We start from the raw sequence: 19045 nt of genomic DNA, 5'->3' as shown, positions 1-19045 counted from the left end.
ACCGTCCCCAAGACCGAACGCGCTGTGTATCAGACCTTTACGAGATCGTCCGCGTGAATGACCGCCCGGCGCATATTCTCCGGAAGATCCGCGGTGGAACGCCCCAGCATCCCTTCGAGTTCGACGCTGTCGTATTCGACGACACCGCGCGCCACGACGCGGTCGTCGGGGGCCACGAGATCGACCACGTCGCCACCGGAGAAGGTGCCGCGCAGACCGATGATGCCCGCCGCGAGCAGGGAGCGGCGACGGTCGGAGACCGCCTGCACCGCGCCCGCGTCCAGCAGGAGCGCGCCGCGACTGTCGGCCGCGTGACGCACCCAGAACTTGCGGGCCGACATGCGGGTGGGACGAGCGGCGAAGGCGGTGCCGACGGTGCCCGCGGTGAGCGCGGCGGCCGCGTCGGAGGCGGCGGCCAGCAGCACGGGCACGCCCGCGTCGGCGGCCAGCCGTGCCGCCAACAGTTTGGAGGCCATGCCACCGGTGCCGAGCGCACCCCCACTGCCCGCGATGACGCCGTCGAGGTCGGCGCTGCCGCGCACCTCGGGGATGAAATGCGCGCCGCCCTTGCGCGGATCGCCGTCGTAGAGGCCGTCGACATCCGACAGCAGCACCAGCGCGTCGGCGCCCACCAGGTGCGCGACCAGTGCGGCGAGCCGGTCATTGTCGCCGAAGCGGATCTCCTCGGTGGCGACGGTGTCGTTCTCGTTGACCACCGCGATGGCGCCCAGCGAGCGCAGCCGATCGAGGGTGCGCTGGGCATTGCGGTGATGTTCGCGCCGGGCGAAGTCGTCGGCGCTGAGCAACACCTGTCCGACGGTGCGGCCATAGCGGCCGAACGAGGTGCCCCAGGCGTGCGCCAGGGCGAGCTGACCGACACTGGCCGCGGCCTGCTTGGTGGCCAAATCCTTGGGGCGCTTGGTCAATCGGAGCGGCGCGAGGCCCGCGCCGACGGCGCCGGAGGAGACGACCACCACATCCGATCCGGCGCGCATCCGCGCCTCGACCGCGTCGGCGAGGCGGTCCAGTCGTTCGATATCCAGCCCGGATCGCAGGCTGGTCAGCGCCGAGGACCCGATCTTCACCACCACGCTGCGGGCCGCGACAATGGCCTGCCGCGCCTCGCTCAACGCCTCGACCCCGACCCGCATGACTATCGAACCCCTTGCCCCGCGATCGAATCCGCAGCGCGGATATGCCAACCCACCGTTACTCCTGCTCGTCCTCGACCAGGCCGCGCCGCACCCGTGAGGCGTGCTTGCGCTCGGACGCGCTGATCCGGTCGGACTGTTCGAGGCGGATATCGGTGCCGCGCCCGGTGGGCACCATATCGATGCCCGCGGAGATCTGCGGCTCCCAGTCGAAGGTGACATCGCCGATGGTGACCGGCGCGCCGGGCTGTGCACCCAGCTTGACCAGTCGATCCTCGACACCGAGGCGGGCCAGCCGGTCGGCCAGGTAGCCGACGGCCTCGTCGTTGTCGAATTGGGTCTGGCGCACCCAGCGCTCGGGCCTGGTGCCGCGCACGATGAACCCGCCCGGCACCTCCGGATCGGGCAGCACCCGGAAACCGGTGTCGTCCACCGCGATCGGTCGGATCACCTGCCGCTTCGGCGCCGCCTTCGGATGATCCTCCCGGTACTGGCGCACCAGGTCGGCCAGCGCGAAGGTGAGCGGGCGCAGCCCGTCCCTGGTGACCGCCGAGATCTCGAAGACGGGCCAACCGCGCGCGGTGAACTCCGCGGTGACCATCTCGGCCAGTTCCGCCGCGTCCGGGACATCGGTCTTGTTCAGGATGACCACGCGCGGCCGATCGGCCAGATCACCCAGACCGGCATCGGCGCTAAGCGCGGACTTGTAGGCGGCCAACTCGGCCTCCAGCGCGTCCACATCGGAGACCGGATCACGACCGGGCTCCAGCGTCGCGCAGTCGACGACGTGCGCGAGCACCGCGCAGCGCTCGAGATGCCGCAGGAAGTCCAGCCCGAGGCCGCGACCCGCGCTCGCGCCCGGAATCAGGCCGGGCACATCGGCGATGGTGAAGGTGGTGTCGCCGCTGGCGACCACACCGAGATTCGGCACCAGCGTGGTGAACGGGTAGTCCGCGATCTTCGGTTTGGCCGCCGACAGCACCGAGACCAGCGAGGATTTGCCCGCCGACGGGAATCCGACCAGGCCGACGTCGGCGACGGATTTCAGTTCGAGGACGAGATCGCTCTCCTCGCCCTCCTCGCCGAGCAGCGCGAAACCGGGGGCCTTGCGCGCCCGCGAGGCCAGCGCCGCATTGCCGAGTCCGCCGCGTCCGCCCTTGGCCGCGACGAAGCGATTGCCCGCACCGACCAGGTCGATGAGCATCGCGCCGTCGCGATCGAGCACCACGGTGCCGTCGGGTACCTTCAGCACCAGGTCGGCGCCCATCTTGCCGTCGCGATTGCCGCCCTCGCCGGGTTTGCCGCTACCCGCCTTGGCGTGCGGATGGAAGTGGAAGTCCAGCAGGGTGTGCACATTCGAGTCGACCTCGAGAATCACATCCCCGCCATTGCCGCCATTGCCGCCGTCGGGTCCGCCGAGCGGTTTGAACTTCTCTCGATGCACCGAGGCGCAGCCGTGGCCGCCTTTGCCTGCGCGCACATGAAGTACGACACGGTCGATGAACTTGGACATACGCCGAATCATCCTCCTTCGGAAGGGTCGTACTCGCGGCGGTGTGCCTACACGCGAAAGCGGGCCAGGGTTTGTCTACCCTGACCCGCTTACGTCGTTCGGAGTGGCGGCGTCAGGCCGAGGCCGGCTCCGGGGTGACGATATTGACGGTCTTGCGGCCGCGCTTGATGCCGAACTTCACCGCACCCGCCGCCAGGGCGAACAGGGTGTCGTCGCCACCGCGACCGACATTGACGCCGGGGTGGAAGTGGGTACCGCGCTGGCGGACCAGGATCTCGCCCGCGTTCACGGACTGGCCGCCGAACCGCTTCACGCCGAGCCGCTGGGCGTTGGAGTCGCGACCGTTCCGGGAGCTGGATGCACCCTTCTTATGTGCCATTGTGGGAACTCCTCGTACCTGGGGTGTGCACCCCGTAGTCGCTTACTTGATGCCGGTGACCTTCAGAACCGTCAGCTTCTGACGGTGACCCTGACGCTTGTGGTAGCCGGTCTTGTTCTTGAACTTGTGGATGCGGATCTTCGGACCCTTGGTCTGGTCCACGATCTCGGCCGATACCGAGACCTTGGCCAACTTCTCCGCATCGGTGGTCAGCTGGGCGCCATCGACCACCAGGACCGGGGACAGCGCCACAGCGGTGCCCGGCTCACCCTCGAGCTTCTCGACCTTCACCAGGTCACCGACCGCGACCTTGTACTGCTTTCCGCCGGTCTTGACGATCGCGTACGTTGCCATCGGTCGGCTGCCCTTCTTCCTCTAAAAGTGCTGTGCACTTGCTCATGGCGACCCTCCGGCCGGATCACTCCGCCGGAAACCGCCACGACTGGTCTGGTATTGCCGCCGCCCTGGCTGACCGATGACCCTCTACCGGGCCACGAAGACAGGCTCTGTGTGTAACGACAGAACACACTGTCACCGGGCAGCGACTGTCCAAGGCTACAGGACGGGCGCCACCACAACCAAACCGGGTGCGGCGCAATCCCGAGCCGGGTTTGCGGGGCATGACGGGCGAGACGCACCAGGTAGCGGCACGACCCACACAGCGAGTGGTCCCCGTCGCATCGAATGCGACGGGGACCACTGCGGCTATTCCGATTCGATTCCGCGAACCGAGTTCCCGGTCAGGCCTCTGCCTCGGGCGCGCCCGCCGGACGGCCAACCGCCCGCCTGCGCGGCCGAGCCCGATGCGGCACCTCCACCGCGTCCTGACCGACATAATCGATCGGCGCGGCGGGCTGCTGCTCGGCGGAGAGCACGAAGACCGCACCGGCGGAATCCGCGGCGGGCGCGGCGGTCGAACGGGCGACCCTGCGCCTGCGGGCCGTGCCATTGCGGTGCGCGGGTTCGGGCTCGGGCGCCGACACGGAAACCGTCTCGACGGCACCGCTTTCGGTGACCTTCGGCGTCCGACCCGCCTCGACGCGAGTCGAATCCGCCTCGGCGACAACAACACCGGTCTCCACGGGTCGCGATCCCGATTCGGACCGACTCTCGACCACCTCGGCACCGGCCGAATCGGACACAGTGTCGGCCGAATCGGCGAGCACAGACTCGGTCTCGACCGAATCATCCCCGGCCGCAACCGCTTCCCCGTGCACCGGCTCCTCAACCAAATGCGCCGCCATGGCCAACGCCACCGGATGCGCCCGCTTGACGGCCGCATCCTCCTCGACCGAATCGCCGTGCGCCGCGGTCCCATTGGTCGCCACGACAGGTTCGGCGGGAGCCGCCGACTTGTCGCGGCCACGCCTGCGCCGCGAGCCCGTCTCGCGGGTGCGCGCCGCGCCTTCCTCGACGGCGGCCGGCTCCACCGGGTAGGTGTGCACGATGATGCCGCGTCCGTGGCAGTGCTCGCAGGTGGAGGAGAAGGCCTCGACCAGGCCGGTGCCCAGCTTCTTCCTGGTCATCTGGACCAGGCCGAGCGAGGTGACCTCCGAGACCTGATGGCGGGTGCGGTCGCGACCCAGCGCCTCGGTGAGTCGGCGCAGCACCAGGTCCCGATTGGATTCGAGGACCATATCGATGAAGTCGACGACGATCATGCCGCCGATATCGCGCAGCCGCATCTGGCGCACGATCTCCTCGGCCGCCTCCAGATTGTTCCTGGTGACGGTCTCTTCCAGGTTGCTGCCGCCGGAACCGGTGAACTTGCCGGTATTGACGTCGATGACGGTCATGGCCTCGGTGCGGTCGATGACCAGGGTGCCGCCCGAGGGCAGCCACACCTTGCGGTCGAGCGCCTTGGCCAACTGCTCGTCGATGCGGTAGGTCTCGAAGACGTCGACGCCGTTGTTGTCGTGGCGTGACACCCTGGCCAGCAGGTCGGGCGCGACGGTGCGGATGTAGGTCTCCACCGTGCTCCAGGCCCGATCGCCCTCGATGACCAGTCGGGAGAAGTCCTCGTTGAACAGGTCCCGAATGACCTTGACCAACAGGTCCGGCTCTTCGTACAGCGTCTTGGGCGAGCCGGAGTCCCGATTGGCGGCGGCCTTCTCGATGGTGCGCCAGGTGGCCTGGAGCCGCTCCACGTCGCGGGCCAGTTCGGTCTCGCTGACACCCTCGGAGGCGGTGCGGATGATCACGCCCGCGTCGGCGGGCACGATATCGCGCAGGATCTCCTTGAGCCGCTTGCGCTCGGTGTCGGGCAGTTTGCGGCTGATCCCGGTGGAGGTGCCGCCGGGCACGTACACCAGGAAGCGACCCGCGAGGCTGATCTGGGTGGTCAGCCGTGCGCCCTTGTGCCCGACCGGATCCTTGGAGACCTGGACCAGCACCTGATCGCCCGGCCGGAGCGCCTGTTCGATCTTGCGTTCCCGACCGCCGAGTCCGGCGGCCTCCCAGTTGACCTCGCCCGCGTAGAGCACGCCATTGCGGCCGCGACCGATATCGACGAAGGCGGCCTCCATGCTGGGCAGCACATTCTGGACCCTGCCCAGGTAGACATTGCCGACCATGGACGCCGAGCCGGTATTGGTGACGAAGTGCTCGACCAGGACACTGTCCTCGAGCACCGCGACCTGGGTGGCGGCGGCGTGATCCGGGAAGGATTTCTCGCGCACCACCATGACCCGGTCCACCGCCTCGCGGCGGGCCAGGAATTCGGATTCGGTGAGGATGGGCGGACGCCGACGGCCCGCCTCGCGGCCGTCGCGCCTGCGCTGCCGCTTGGCCTCGAGCCGGGTGGAGCCGGTGATGCCCTGGACCTCGTCGACGGCGACGGCGCGGCTGCGGCTCTTGTTGCGCGGCTCGCGCTCGTGCACCACCGTATTCGGCGGATCGTCGTCGGACGGTTCGGATTCGCCGGATTCGCCCGCCACCTTGCGACGGCGACGGCGACGCCTGCGACGGCTGGATCCGTCGGACTCCGAGTCGTCGTCGGCGTCGGCGGCTTCCTCATCGGCCTGCCGCTGCGCCGGTTCGACCGATTCGGTGGACGTTACGTCCTCGCCCTCGGCGGACTCGCCTTCAGCGGACTCGCCCTCGGTGTCCTCATCGGATTCGGCGTCGGCCTGCTGTTCGCCCCGGCCCCGACCGCGACCGCGCCGACCGCGCCTGCGCCGCCGCGGATGATCCTCGGAGTCCTCGCCGTGCTCGGCGTTGTCGGCCTCGTCCTCGACGGGCTCCTGCTCCTCCTCGACCGGCTCGGGGGCGGGCCGTTCGGCGCGGCGGGCCTCGCGTTCGGCCTTGCGCCTGCGGCGCGCCTCCTCGGCGACGGCCGCGTCCGGCGGCAGGAACAGGGGTGCCACCACGGCCGATTGGAAGATCGGCTCCGCGACATGCGGCGCTTCCTGGACGGCACTGGTGAATAGCTGCTCGGGTTCGGGCCGGGCGGCCGCGAACAGCGGCCCCGCGGCGATTCCCGGTTCGGCGACCGCCGCGGCCTCGGGCTGCGGCTCGAACTCGGGTTCGGCCACGACCTCGACGACCGCTTCCGGTTCAGCGGGAGCGGGCTCGGCGGGTGGCGCGACCTCGGCGGGCGCGGGTGGTTGTTCGCTGGTTTCGGACGCGCGCGGACCCAATGCGTCGACCACGGATGCCGCGAAGGCGCGGTCCACGTTCGACTGGGCGCTGCGCGCCTCGGCTCCCAACTCGCTCAGCTTGGCCAGGACGCGCTTGCTCGTGGTACCCAGCAGCTTGGCCAGCGCATGCACTCGGATTCGCTCCGGCAATTGTTCGGCATCCTGTTTTGTTGTGTCCAGCGGCTCTTGATCGGCCACGAAGTCTCCTCGAGGCCCCCGGGCGCGTCCCTCCCGGTACGGAGTGAAGCGGCCGACGCGGGGGCACTGTCCGTTATCGATGCGCGCCCGCTGGCGCGAATCGTTTGGTCTCGCCCCGCGTGCCCGGTTATCACCGTTGTTGTTCTCGTCGTCGGGCTAACTGGTCACGCGGCGCCTGGCTGTTGGCTGAACCTCCGTGGGTTGCGCGATCATCCAGCGTGCCTCGGTGTGCCACGGACCCGGATTACAGGTCGATGGTCCTTCGGCAGCGATGATCGGCAGCGAACCGCGGTGTCATCCGGCTGCCACGGCACCGACAACTCGCGTACCTGCGCGAACTATCGGCATAGAAGGCAACCAGTGCCAGTATCCCACACCGTGCGCCGAAGCTTTGCCATAGGCGCTCGGCTCGGCCGGTGAGCCCGGTGGACAAGCGCACGGCGCGGGTCGATGATCAGGCCGGGTGCTCGGGGAACCAGAGCGCGATCTCACGCTTGGCCGATTCCGGCGAGTCCGAGCCGTGTACCAGGTTGTACTGGGTCTCCAACGCGAAGTCGCCCCGGATGCTGCCGGGGACGGCCTTCTCGACCGGGTCCGTGCCGCCCGCGATCTGACGGAAGGCGGCGATGGCCCGCGGACCCTCCAGGACGGCCGCCACGACCGGGCCGGAGGTGATGAATTCGATCAGGGATCCGAAGAACGGCCGCTCGGCGTGTTCGGCGTAGTGCTCGCCCGCGAGCGTCTCGGAGACATTCTTCAATTCCAGGGCCTTGATCTTCAGGCCCTTGCGCTCGATACGGGTGAGCACCTCGCCGACGAGGCCACGGGCGACACCGTCCGGCTTGATAAGTACCAACGTCTGCTCTGTCACGGCGCAAAGCATAGTGGCCGCCGTGCCGAACGGCCGCCTCAGGAGGAACGTCGGATCCGCTGACCGGGCAGCAGACCGTGCTCCATCCGCTTCTTGACATCCGATCGCAGCACCAGGATGAAGGCCCACACCACTGCGAACAGCACCCCGATGACCCCGATGGATACGTGGATGAACATCCCGGCGATCGTCAATACCTGCAGCGCGAGATTGAACGGCAGCGCCCGGGAACGCCGCTGCACACCCGCACCGAGGATCATGATCACCGCCAGCGCCACCAGATAGCCACCCGATAGCCAGGTGATGCCGCCGCCGACCGATCCGACCACCGGCAGTGCCAGCAGCACCACAATGGCCTCCAGGATCAACGTCCCGGCCATCACACCGCGCAGGCCCTTCCACGGGTCGGGGGGCGAGGGCTGCTCGCCGTTCGACTGTTCCCCGTTCGACTCCGTCATTGCGGATCCTTTCCGAACAGTGCGCGGGCGGCGCCTGCGGTGACGACCGATCCCGTCACCACCACGCCTGCGCCGGAGACCATCTCCCCCGCCTCGCCGATTTCCTCGGCGAGCGCGATGGCCGTCTCCAAAGCGTCGGGCAGTGTGGCGGCCTGGATCACCCGCTCATCGCCGAAGCGCTGCACCGCCAGGTCGGCGAGCCGCTCGACATCCATCGCGCGCGGGGATCCGTTGGTGGTGACCACGATCTCGTCGAAAACGGGTTCCAGGGCCTCGAGGATGCCGGCCGCGTCCTTGTCGCCGAGGACGGCGAGAACCCCGACCAGTTTGCGGAAATCGAATTCGGCGTTCAGCGCGGCGGCCAGCGCCCGCGCCCCGTCCGGATTGTGCGCGGCATCGATGAAGATGGTCGGCGCGCTGCGCATCCGCTCGAGCCTGCCGGGACTGGTCGCGTTCGCGAAGCCCGCGCGCACCGCCTCGATATCGAGCTGCCTGCCCGCACCCGCGCCGAAGAACGCCTCGACCGCGGCCAAGGCCAGCGACGCGTTGCGGGCCTGATGCTCACCGTGCAGGGGCAGGAAGATGTCGTCGTAGACCCCGCCGAGGCCCTGCAATTCCAGCTGCTGACCACCGACCGCGACGCGCCGCGCCAGCACCCGGAACTCCGAACCTTCGCGGGCCACCGCCGCGTCGACCTCGACGGCCCGGCGCAGCAGCACCTCCATGGCCTCCGGCTGCTGCTCGGCGATGATGGCCACCGTGTCGTGCGGGATCAGCCCCTCGGGCGCGCGCTTGATGATGCCCGCCTTCTCCGCCGCGATGGACGCGAGATCGGGGCCGAGGTAGTCGGTGTGGTCAAGGCCGATGGGGGTGATTACCGCGACCTGCCCGTCGATGACATTGGTGGCGTCCCACGTGCCGCCCATGCCGGTCTCCACCACCGCCACGTCCACGGGGGCCTCGGCGAAGGCCGCGTACGCCATCGCCGTGAGCACCTCGAATTTGCTCATGGCCGGACCGCCCTCGGCCGCGGAACGCTTATCGATCATCTCGATGTAGGGCAGCAGTTCCCGGTAGGTCGCGACGTAGTGGGCCGGGCTGATCGGGGCATTGTCGATGCTGATCCGCTCGGTGGCCAGTTGCAGGTGCGGACTGGTGATTCGACCCGTGCGTCGGTGCAGCGCGGTGAGCAGGCTGTCGATCATCCGGGTGACCGAGGTCTTGCCGTTGGTGCCCGCGACGTGGATGGCCGGATAGGTCTGCTGCGGCGAGCCGAGCAGATTCATCAGGGTGGCGATGCGGGTGAGCGACGGCTCGATCTTGGTCTCGGGCCAGCGCCGGTCGAGTTCGGCCTCGACCAGCGCCATCTCGGCCAGTTCGACCGGGGACGGTCCGGCGCCGAGTCGGGCGGCCGTGCCGTGCTGCGGTTCCGGTTCGTCGTTCACTTGCCGCTCAACTCCGTCAGGCGCGCGGTGATCCGGTCCGCCTCGGCGGTGGCCGCCGCACGGCGGGATTTGATCTTGTCGACCACCTGTTCGGGGGCCTTGGCCAGGAACGCCTCGTTGCCGAGCTTGGCCTCGGTGCCGACCAATTCCTTCTGGGCGGCGGCGAGATCCTTCTCCAGGCGGCGCCGTTCGGCGTCCAGATCGACGGTGCCGGAAGTATCCAGTTCGACGGTGACAGTGCCTACGCCGAGCGGCACCTCCAGCGTGGCGGTGGCGGCGAATCCGTCGGCGGGCGCGGTGAGCCGCGCCAGGCTGCGCACCGACTCCTCATGACCGCCGAGCTCGGCCGCGTCCAAGCCGACCAGGGCGGCGGCCACCTTCTGCTTCTCGGCCAGGCCCTGATCGCTGCGGAACCGGCGGATCTCGGTGATCAGGCGTTGCGCGTCCGAAATACGCCGCGCCGCACCGGTATCCGGTTCGATACCGGTGGCGGTGGGCCACGGCGCGACGACGATGGACTCACCACCGGTGAGCGCCTGCCACAGCGATTCGGTGACGAACGGGATGACCGGATGCAGCATCCGCAGCGACGCATCCAGCACGGTGCCCAGCACCACCCTGGTGGCCTCGGCGCGGGCGTCGTCCTCGGCGAACTGCACCTTGGCCAATTCCAGGTACCAGTCGCAGAATTCGTCCCAGAAGAAGTGGTACAGCGCCTCGCACGCCTTGCCGAACTCGTACCCGTCCAGGGCCGAATCCACCTCGGCGCGAACCTCTTCCAGTTTGTCGAGAATCCAGCGGTCCGCGTCGGTGAGCGCGGCGCGGGCGGGCAGATCGCCGGGGCGCGCGCCATTCATCAGGGCGAGTTTGCCCGCGTTGAACACCTTGGTGATGAAGCTGCGCGCGGCCAAGGCGTGCGGTTCGCCGACCGACAGGTCGCTGCCCGGCTGCGCCCCGCGCGCCAAGGCGAAGCGCAGCACGTCGGCGCCGTACTGCTCGATCCATTCGAGCGGGTCGATGCCATTGCCGCGGGATTTGGACATCTTCTTGCCGAACTGGTCGCGGATCAGGCCGTGCAGGAACACATCCCGGAACGGCATCTGATAGTCGCCGTCCTTGCCCACGTTCAGGGCGATGTCGCGCGAGACGAAGGTGCCGAACATCATCATCCGGGCCACCCAGAAGAACAGGATGTCGTAGCCGGTGACGAGAACGCTGGTGGGATAGAACTTCTCGAGTTCGGGTGTGGCATCGGGCCAACCCATGGTGGAGAAGGGCCACAGGCCCGAGGAGAACCAGGTGTCGAGCACATCCGGGTCCTGGACGTAGCCCTCGGGGGCCTGCTCGTCCGGACCGACGCAGATGACCTCGCCCTCCGGCCCGTACCAGATCGGAATGCGGTGGCCCCACCAGAGCTGGCGCGAGATGCACCAGTCGTGCATATTGTCGACCCAGTCGAACCAGCGGGGTTCGGAACTGGCGGGGTGGATCACGGTGTCCCCGTTGCGCACCGCGTCGCCCGCCGCCTCGGCCAACGACTCCACCTTGACCCACCACTGCATGGACAGCCGGGGTTCGATCGGTTCGCCAGTGCGCTCGGAATGGCCGACGCTGTGCAGGTACGGCCGCTTCTCGGCCACCACGCGCCCCTCGGCGGCCAGGCGCTCGCGGATGGCCACCCGCGCCTCGAATCGGTCCATACCGTCGAATTCGGTTCCGGTATCGGCGATTCGGCCGCGCTCGTCCATGATCGTCGGCATGGGCAGACCGTGCCGCAGACCGATCTCGAAGTCGTTCGGATCGTGGGCGGGGGTGATCTTCACCGCGCCGGAACCGAATTCGGGATCGACATAGTCGTCGGCGACGATGGGAATCTGCTTGCCGGTGATCGGGTGGTACAGCGTGGCGCCGATGAGGGCCTGGTAGCGCGGGTCCTGCGGGTGCACGGCCACCGCCGTGTCACCGAGCATGGTCTCCACCCGGGTGGTGGCCACGATGACGTGCGGTTCGGCGTCGTCGAGCGAGCCGTAGCGCAGCGAGATCAGCTCACCTTCGACATCGGAGTATTTGACCTCGATATCGGAGATGGCGGTGCGCAGCACCGGCGACCAGTTCACCAGGCGCTCGGCGCGGTAGATCAGGCCCGCGTCGAACATGCGCTTGAAGATGGTCTGCACCGCGCGCGAGAGGCCCGCGTCGAGGGTGAACCGGTCGCGGCTCCAGTCGACACCGTCGCCGAGGGCGCGCATCTGCCACTGGATGGCTCCGCCGGATTCGCGCTTCCAGTCCCAGACCTTCTGGACGAACAGTTCGCGGCCGAAATCCTCTTTGGTCTTGCCGTCGACGGCGAGCTGCTTCTCCACCACGGTCTGGGTGGAGATGCCCGCGTGATCCATGCCGGGCAGCCACAGCACCTCGTAGCCCTGCATGCGCTTGCGGCGGGTCAGCGTGTCCATCAAGGTGTGATCGAGGGCATGGCCGATGTGCAGATTGCCGGTGACATTCGGCGGCGGCAGCACAATCGAGTACGGCGGTTTGGCGCTGCTCGGATCGGCGGTGAAATAACCGGCCGCTACCCAGCGCTCGTACATCGGGGCCTCTACCGCACCGGGATTCCAGTTCTTGGGCAGGGCATCGGCACGATTACGCGTGTTGTCAGGGGTTGCGCTGGTCACCCCGCGATTCTAATGACCGTTGCCGACGGGATTTCGCAGACCCGCACGGCACGCCGGAAGGGTTCGGCCGCAAGGCAATCCATCGGGGGATCCCGGACACAAAACTAGGCGGAGTCTTCGGTGGATGAGGGACACCGAACACTCCGCCTATGCCTTGTAGCTTACCGCCGTTCCAGGTCGGAGCCTGGAATCCTCAAGTAATTCTCAGCTTCCGACCTTTTTCGCCACGGAAATCGGGCTTGTTCGCGCGGCCTGCCGAGGGTGCGGTGGGGCGCGTCACATCGAGGCGGCCGGAACGGGTGAATCCTCCTCGGCCAGACTCGCGTTGAGCGCGATGGCCGCGGTCGAACCCGCGCCCGCCGCGGTGATCACCTGAGCGCCCGGATTGTTGACATTGCCCGCCGCCCACACTCCGGCCACGGTGGTCTGCCCGCTCGGATCGGTCACCGGCCAACCCGCCGCGTCGAACGTCGCGCCGAGGCTCTCCAGCACCGCCGCGTTGGGGACGAACGTGGGGCCGACGAAGACCGCATCGCGTTCGATGATCCGACCGTCGGCCAGTTCGACACCGCGCAACCGATCGTCGGTAATGACGAACCGAACCACCTCGCCGTCGACGACGATGACACCGCGCCCGGCCAGCCGCGCCCGCTGTTCCGCGCTCAAGAGCATGGTGTGCGGGAAGAACATGGTGTCCTGCGACCACTGCGGCACCAGCACGCCCAGATGGAAGGCCCTGGCCAGCGCGCCGGGTTCGGTGCCGCCGATCACGGCCAGTCGCTGATCGCGGACCTCGTAGGCGTGGCAGTACGGGCAGTGCAGCACCTCATGGCCCCAGCGCTCGGCCGCGCCCGCAATCTCGGGCAGCACATCGCGCAGGCCGGTGGCCACCAGCAGTCTGCGGGCGCGCAGTTCGCCGCCCTTGACCAGGCGGACCGTGAATGTCCTTCCGTCCGCGGCCTTCTCGGCGGAGCTCACCTCGTCGTCGAGCAGTTCGCCGCCGTAGTCGGCCACCTCCGCCGCGCCCAGGGTCAGCAGTTCGTGCGGCGGCATCCCCTCGCGGGAAAGGTAGCCGTGCATATGCTGGGCCGGGGCATTTCGCGCGGCGCCGCCGCGCACCACGGCCACCCGTCGCATCGCGCGGCCCAGTACCAATGCCGCGGACAGGCCCGCCGCTCCGCCGCCGATAACCACCGTGTCGTATATCTGTTCAGTCATTAGTCGTCCACCTCCGCCGACCACCCTGCACGCACCAGAGCTGTTTCGGCAACGAATTTTGCCAATATCGGGAATGGGGTGTGCACTGGGGAAATGACCCAGCAGGCTATCGCTCAGACACTGGCCACCATAGGCCCGCGCCTGCGCTCGGTGCGCACCCGGCGCAATATGACGCTCACCGCGTTGGCCGAGGCCACCGGCATTTCCAAGAGCACGCTGTCGCGTTTGGAATCCGGCCAGCGCAAGGCCAGCCTGGAACTGCTGCTGCCCATCGCCGCCGCGCACGAACTGCCGCTCGACGAGCTCATCTCCGGACCGAGGGTGGCCGATCCCAGGGTGCACACCACGGCCCGGAATGTGAACGGCAACACCGTGATTCCGCTGACCAGGCAGCCGGGACCGCTCCAGGCGTACAAGATGATCATCGGACCCGAGCGCACCGAACCCGAACCGAAGGTGCACGACGGTCACGAGTGGCTCTACGTCCTGGCCGGACATCTGCGGCTGATCCTGGCCGAACACGATCTGGTGCTCGGCCCCGGCGAGGCCGCCGAATTCGACACCAGGCAACCGCACTGGTTCGGCAGCACCGGACGCGGTCCGGTGGAGATCCTCAGCCTGTTCGGCACCCAGGGCGAGCGCATGCACCTGCGGGCGCGCACCACCCCGCACACCTTCCGGAAACGGGCGTGATCAGGGCGTCAGCACCGACAGCGCGCCCGGCGCCACCCGGATGGTGAGCGGCAGCATGCCCGCGGGTTCGCCGTCGGCCGTCGCGGGCGCGCCCGGCGCGCTCAGCGTGATCGATGCGGCCCGATACTGCTCGACCCGCGGATGATCCAGCCGCTTGCCCGCCGCCAAGGCGGGCAGCAACCGCAGCATCTCCAGGCGGGACAGCGCACCGACCACCGTGAGATCGAGCAGGCCGTCGTCGAGCAGCGCGTCCGGGCAGATCCGCATACCGCCGCCGTAGGTGCGGGCATTGCCGACCGCGACCATGATGGCCTCGGTCGTGACGACGGTGTCGGCGCTCGCGCCCGGATTGGCCAAGCCCTCGGCGGTGACACCGGCCAACTCGATGCGGTAGGGCACGGTGAGCCCGCCCGAGAGTTCCGCCAGTGCCGCGACGGTATAGCGCAGCCGACCGCGCGGCCAGTGCATCGCGTTGGCGCGCAGGGTGACTCGCGCATCGAGTCCGGTGCCGGTGACCGTGGCGAACCACATCGGCTCGGTGCGCGGACCGCCCGCTTCGATGCGGCCCAGATCGATGACGCGAATCCGCCCGTCCAGCACCAGATCCGCCGCGGCGGCCGGATCATCGGTCGGCACACCCAATTCCCTGGCCAGGTCATTGCCGGTGCCCGCGGGCACCATGCCGAGCGGGATACCGGTCTCGGCCAGTGCGGGCAGCAGCACCGCGATCAGGCCGTCGCCGCCGACGCACACCACCGCGTCCGGTCGGGTCCGCTCGATCGACTCGCGCAGCAGCCGAACCGAGGCCGCGGCCGAATCCGCGCGGATCTCGGTGACGACCGCACCGCGCGCGGCGAACCGGGCCAATGCCGGGACGGCCGCCTGCTCGCCCTTGCCGAGTCCGGACAGCGGATTGGTGACGACGGTCAGTCTGCGCGGCGAAACCTGGTTCACGGAACCAGCTTTCCAGGATTGAGGATGCCCGTGGGATCCAATTCGGCCTTGACCGCGCGCAGCACCCGCACGCCGAGTTCGCCGATCTCGGCCGACATCCAGGGGCGGTGGTCCGCGCCGACCGCGTGGTGGTGGGTGATGGTGCCGCCCGACGCCACGATCGCGTCGCCCACGGCGTTTTTCGCCCTGTGCCACTGGGCGATCGGGTCATCGAGCTGTTTGGCGATGACGGTGAAGTACAGCGAGGCGCCGGTCGGGTAGCTGTGCGAGATATGGCACATCACCAGTGCGGGGGTGCCCTGCGCGGTGAGCGAATCCGTCAGCGCCGCAGTGACTTTCGCCTTCAGCTCGGACAGGTTCGACCAATTGGTCGCGGTCTCCAGGGTTTCGCAGAGCACGCCGAGATCCAGGAGCGCGTCGCGCATATAGGGCGCGGCGAAGCGGCCGTGCTCCCATTCGCGGGCCGGAGTCTCCCCCAGTGCCTTTCCGCCCGCGGCTGCCAGCAGGTCGTACGCCTCGGCGCTGCGCGCGGCCACGTGCGCGGCGCTGCCCTCGAAGGTCGTGACGGCTAGACAACCCGTCACCGCCGCGCCGCCGATATCGCCCGCACGGGCCAGGTTCACGCCGGTCTCCGCCTCGTCGGACAGTCGAAGCACGGTGGGCGCGGCGCCCGCCTGGACCACCGCGCGCAGTGCCGCCGCTCCGGTCGCGAAGTCCGGGAACGACCACGCCTGGTACGCAGTGGTTTCCGGCACCGGGTGCACCCGCACGGTGACCTCGGTGATCACCCCGAGCGTGCCCTCCGAGCCCACGAACAGCTCGCGCAGATCAGGTCCGGCGGCCGAGGCGGGCGCGCGGCCCATATCCATTGTGCCGCTTGGGGTGGCCACCCGCAGACGCTGAACCATGTCGTCGAAACGGCCGTAGCCCGCCGATGCCTGTCCGGACGAGCGGGTCGCCGCGAATCCGCCGATACTGGCGAATTGGAAGCTCTGCGGGAAGTGGCCGAGCGAAAGTCCGTGCGCGGCAAGCAATTCCTCGGCGCGCGGGCCGGTGAGCCCGGCACCGAGCACCGCCGTGCCGCTGATCGGATCGATTCCGGTGACCGTGTCGAGCCGCCGCAGATCCAGCGCGATGACCGTCGCGAACCGGCCGCGCAGTGGTTCGACACCGCCGACCACACTGGTGCCGCCGCCGAAAGGCACCACGGCGACGGCATTCTCGGCGCAGTAGGCCAGCACGGCGAGCACCTGCTCGTGATCGGCGGGGAAGACGACGGCATCCGGGGCATCCTGCGGACCCTGCGCCCGGCGACGCAGCAGATCCGGGGTGCTCTTGCCGCCCGCGTGCCGCAGCCGATCATCGTGGTCGACCGAGACATGCGCCGCACCGACCACCGCACTCAAACCCGCGCGCGCGTCCTGCCGGAGCGCGGACGCGCGCAGCGGCACATCGCCCTCGTCGCGGCGCGCCAACGGGTCGCCGGAGATTCCGAAGACCTGCGCGAGCAGATTGCGGACCTGCGCCGAGAGCGGTTTGTGTCCGGCCGGAATACCCCAGGCGTCCCACACCATACCCGCCGTATCGCCGCTCGTCGCGGGACTGTCGGCGGCGCTGTCCTGTCGCTGCGTCTCGACCATGCGTTACAGTTTGACATAGACTGTCAAGCAGTAACGATACCTCGAACTCCGGTGGTGATTCCCGCATGCCAGACCACGGCCGCACCGAGGCCGAAATCCCGCTTTCCGCAATCGATCTCGCGATCCTGGCGGCCGCGCGCGACTGCGTGCGGGAATTCGGGATGCGCCGGACCACCCTCACCGAGGTGGCCCGCCGCGCGGGTGTCAGCAGGCCCACCGTCTATCGGCGCTGGCCCGATACCGGATCGCTCGTGGCGGAACTGCTGGTGCGCGAATTGCGCGAGATCGTCGCCGTCGCCATGCCCACCACCGGAACCGGCCGCGCCAGACTGGTCGACGGCATTGTCGCGGGCGCGGCGACCGTCCGCACGAATCCGCTGTTCGACAAGATCTTTCGCACCGACACCGACCTGATGCTGACCTACGTCTTCGGTCGACTCGGGCGCAATCAGCGCATGCTCATCGACCTGTTCGCCGCAAGCATCAGGTTCGGACAGCAGGACGGATCCATTCGCGGCGGCGAACCCGAGCAGATGGCGACCATGCTGCTGCTCATCGCCCAGTCGGCGGTCCAATCCGCAGGCACCGTCGCCGCACTGCTCGCCGGACCCGACCTCGACACCGAACTCACCGCCGCGCTGAGCGGATACCTGGACCCGCTAGGAAAGGGCTTGTGATGACCCGGAATACGCGCACCACCGGAGATTCGGCGCTCAACGCCGCACGACGCGCGCGGGAACTGCGCGCACTCGGCGACGACCCACAGGTCGATGTGCTGGTCATCGGCGGCGGCGTCACCGGCGCGGGTGCGGCACTCGACGCCGCCGCCCGCGGACTGCGCACCGTACTTGTCGAGCGACACGATCTGGCGTTCGGCACCAGCCGGTGGAGTTCCAAACTCGTGCACGGCGGGCTGCGCTACCTCGCGAGCGGACAGGTCGGCATCGCGCACGAGAGCGCGGTCGAGCGCGGCATCCTGATGCGGCGCACCGCACCGCATCTCGTGCGTCCGCTGCCGCAACTGGTGCCGCTGCTGCCGCAGATCCGACCGTCGCAGCGCACGCTGATCCGGGCGGGCTTCGTCGCGGGAGACGCCCTGCGTCGCAGCGCGGGAACACCGCCCGCGCTGCTGCCGCGCGCACGCCGGGTGGCGGCGGCCGAGGCGCTGCGGCTCGCGCCGACGGTGCGGCGGGCCGGGCTGCGCGGCGGCCTCCAAGCGTGGGACGGTCAACTGGTCGACGACGCCCGATTGGTAGTCGCATTGGCCCGGACGGCCGCGGCGGCGGGCGCGACCGTCCTCACCAGGGTCGAAGCCATCGCAGTGCAAGGCAATTCGGCCACCCTGCGGGATACGCTGACCGGCGCGACCCTCGACCTGCGCGCGGGCGCGGTGGTCAATGCCACCGGCGTCTGGGCCGATACGGTCGACGAGAGCATCGAACTGCGTCCGAGCCGGGGCACCCACCTGGTCTTCGACGCCGCCGCCTTCGGCGGGCTCACCGCCTCGCTCACCGTGCCGGTGCCGGGCAGTATCAGCCGGTTCGTCTTCGCCCTGCCCGCCCCGCACGGCCGCGTCTACCTCGGCCTCACCGACGAGGACGCGCCCGGCCCCATTCCGGACGAACCGAAGCCCAGCGAATCCGAGATCGACTTCCTGCTCGACACCATCAACCAGGCACTGCGGGAACCCCTGACCCGCGGCGATATTCGCGGTTCTTTCGCCGGCCTGCGTCCACTGTTGAAGACCGCCGAGGACAGCACCGCCGATATCTCCCGCAAGCACGCGGTCCTGCACTCCCCCTCCGGCATCATCACCATTGTCGGCGGCAAACTCACCACCTACCGACGCATGGCCGAGGACGCGATCGATGCCGCCGTCGCGCGCGTCGGCATCGCCGCGGGTCCGTGTCGGACCCGACGGCTGCCGCTCGTCGGGGCGGTATCCGGCGCGGCGCGCGACAGACTGGCGATCCCCCCGCTGCTCATCGAGCGCTACGGCAGTGCGGCATCGGTCGTCCTGTCGGCGGATCCGTCCTCGCGCGAACCGGTCGCACCCGGAATAGATGTCACCGCGGCGGAATTCGCCTACGGCATCTCCCACGAAGGCGCATTGACGCCCGAGGACCTTCTCGACCGACGCACCCGCATCGGGTTGGTCGCCGAGGACCGGGCAGCGGCCCTGCCCGCTGCCGAAAAGCTCTTCGACTGAGCG

General features: G+C 69.0%; 15 protein-coding genes. 3 read left to right on the top strand and 12 right to left on the bottom strand.

Translation table 11 applies throughout. The annotated features are described in order from the left end of the window. Positions 1-29: 29 nt before the first annotated feature. The 10 genes from proB to D5S18_RS28545 form a co-directional block, all read right to left on the bottom strand. Positions 30-1151 (bottom strand): glutamate 5-kinase, encoded by a 1122-nt coding sequence (proB, locus tag D5S18_RS28590; RefSeq protein ID WP_439651182.1) that lies wholly within the window; start codon positions 1149-1151, stop codon positions 30-32. Positions 1152-1209: 58 nt separating this feature from the next. Continuing rightward, positions 1210-2664 (bottom strand): GTPase ObgE, encoded by a 1455-nt coding sequence (obgE, locus tag D5S18_RS28585; protein ID WP_120044222.1) that lies wholly within the window; start codon positions 2662-2664, stop codon positions 1210-1212. Between the two features lie 112 nt (positions 2665-2776). Continuing rightward, positions 2777-3043, bottom strand: coding sequence for a 50S ribosomal protein L27 (rpmA, locus tag D5S18_RS28580; RefSeq protein WP_120044221.1), 267 nt, complete (start codon positions 3041-3043; stop codon positions 2777-2779). A 42-nt stretch (positions 3044-3085) separates the two neighbouring features. Then, on the bottom strand, positions 3086-3397 hold the full coding sequence (rplU, locus tag D5S18_RS28575) for a 50S ribosomal protein L21 (RefSeq protein WP_120044220.1): 312 nt from the start codon (positions 3395-3397) through the stop codon (positions 3086-3088). A gap of 386 nt (positions 3398-3783) precedes the next feature. Then, positions 3784-6879 (bottom strand): translation initiation factor IF-2 N-terminal domain-containing protein, encoded by a 3096-nt coding sequence (locus D5S18_RS28570; RefSeq protein WP_120044219.1) that lies wholly within the window; start codon positions 6877-6879, stop codon positions 3784-3786. A 454-nt stretch (positions 6880-7333) separates the two neighbouring features. Beyond that, positions 7334-7750, bottom strand: a complete 417-nt coding sequence (ndk, locus tag D5S18_RS28565) for a nucleoside-diphosphate kinase (RefSeq protein ID WP_120044218.1) — start codon at positions 7748-7750, stop codon at positions 7334-7336. A gap of 38 nt (positions 7751-7788) precedes the next feature. Next, positions 7789-8208, bottom strand: a complete 420-nt coding sequence (locus tag D5S18_RS28560; RefSeq protein ID WP_120044217.1) for a DUF4233 domain-containing protein — start codon at positions 8206-8208, stop codon at positions 7789-7791. Then, the gene (folC, locus tag D5S18_RS28555; protein ID WP_120044500.1) at positions 8205-9575 is read right to left on the bottom strand and encodes a bifunctional tetrahydrofolate synthase/dihydrofolate synthase; all 1371 of its coding nucleotides are present in this window, start codon (positions 9573-9575) and stop codon (positions 8205-8207) included. Before folC ends, D5S18_RS28560 begins: the two co-directional genes overlap by 4 nt. 74 nt (positions 9576-9649) lie before the next feature. After that, on the bottom strand, positions 9650-12328 hold the full coding sequence (locus D5S18_RS28550) for a valine--tRNA ligase (protein WP_120044216.1): 2679 nt from the start codon (positions 12326-12328) through the stop codon (positions 9650-9652). A 276-nt stretch (positions 12329-12604) separates the two neighbouring features. Then, positions 12605-13546 carry an NAD(P)/FAD-dependent oxidoreductase gene (locus D5S18_RS28545; RefSeq protein WP_120044215.1) on the bottom strand — a complete coding sequence of 314 codons (942 nt, stop codon included), beginning with the start codon at positions 13544-13546 and terminating at the stop codon, positions 12605-12607. A gap of 93 nt (positions 13547-13639) precedes the next feature. On the opposite strand from D5S18_RS28545, the gene D5S18_RS28540 reads away from it, so the two are divergent. Next, a complete protein-coding gene (locus D5S18_RS28540) occupies positions 13640-14239 on the top strand; it encodes a helix-turn-helix domain-containing protein (protein ID WP_120044214.1) in 600 nt (199 codons plus the stop codon). Here the strand turns inward: D5S18_RS28540 and D5S18_RS28535 are convergent, their stop codons facing one another. Both D5S18_RS28535 and D5S18_RS28530 read right to left on the bottom strand, forming a co-directional pair. Then, positions 14240-15193 carry a diacylglycerol kinase family protein gene (locus tag D5S18_RS28535; protein WP_120044213.1) on the bottom strand — a complete coding sequence of 318 codons (954 nt, stop codon included), beginning with the start codon at positions 15191-15193 and terminating at the stop codon, positions 14240-14242. Further along, positions 15190-16767, bottom strand: a complete 1578-nt coding sequence (locus tag D5S18_RS28530) for an FAD-binding oxidoreductase (protein ID WP_120044499.1) — start codon at positions 16765-16767, stop codon at positions 15190-15192. The genes D5S18_RS28535 and D5S18_RS28530 overlap by 4 nt, the downstream gene beginning before the upstream one ends. A gap of 131 nt (positions 16768-16898) precedes the next feature. Between D5S18_RS28530 and D5S18_RS28525 the strand changes: the two genes are divergently transcribed. Together D5S18_RS28525 and D5S18_RS28520 are read left to right on the top strand one after the other, a co-directional pair. Continuing rightward, positions 16899-17510 (top strand): TetR/AcrR family transcriptional regulator, encoded by a 612-nt coding sequence (locus D5S18_RS28525; protein WP_120044212.1) that lies wholly within the window; start codon positions 16899-16901, stop codon positions 17508-17510. Continuing rightward, complete coding sequence (locus D5S18_RS28520; RefSeq protein ID WP_120044211.1) at positions 17510-19042, top strand: glycerol-3-phosphate dehydrogenase/oxidase; 1533 nt, start codon at positions 17510-17512, stop codon at positions 19040-19042. Before D5S18_RS28525 ends, D5S18_RS28520 begins: the two co-directional genes overlap by 1 nt. The last annotated feature ends 3 nt before the right edge of the window (positions 19043-19045 follow it).

The sequence above is a fragment of the Nocardia panacis genome (genome assembly GCF_003598715.1).
Taxonomy (GTDB): Bacteria; Actinomycetota; Actinomycetes; order Mycobacteriales; family Mycobacteriaceae; genus Nocardia; species Nocardia panacis.
Note: the sequence above shows the minus strand (reverse complement) of the source record. Positions and strands in the feature narration are given on the sequence as shown.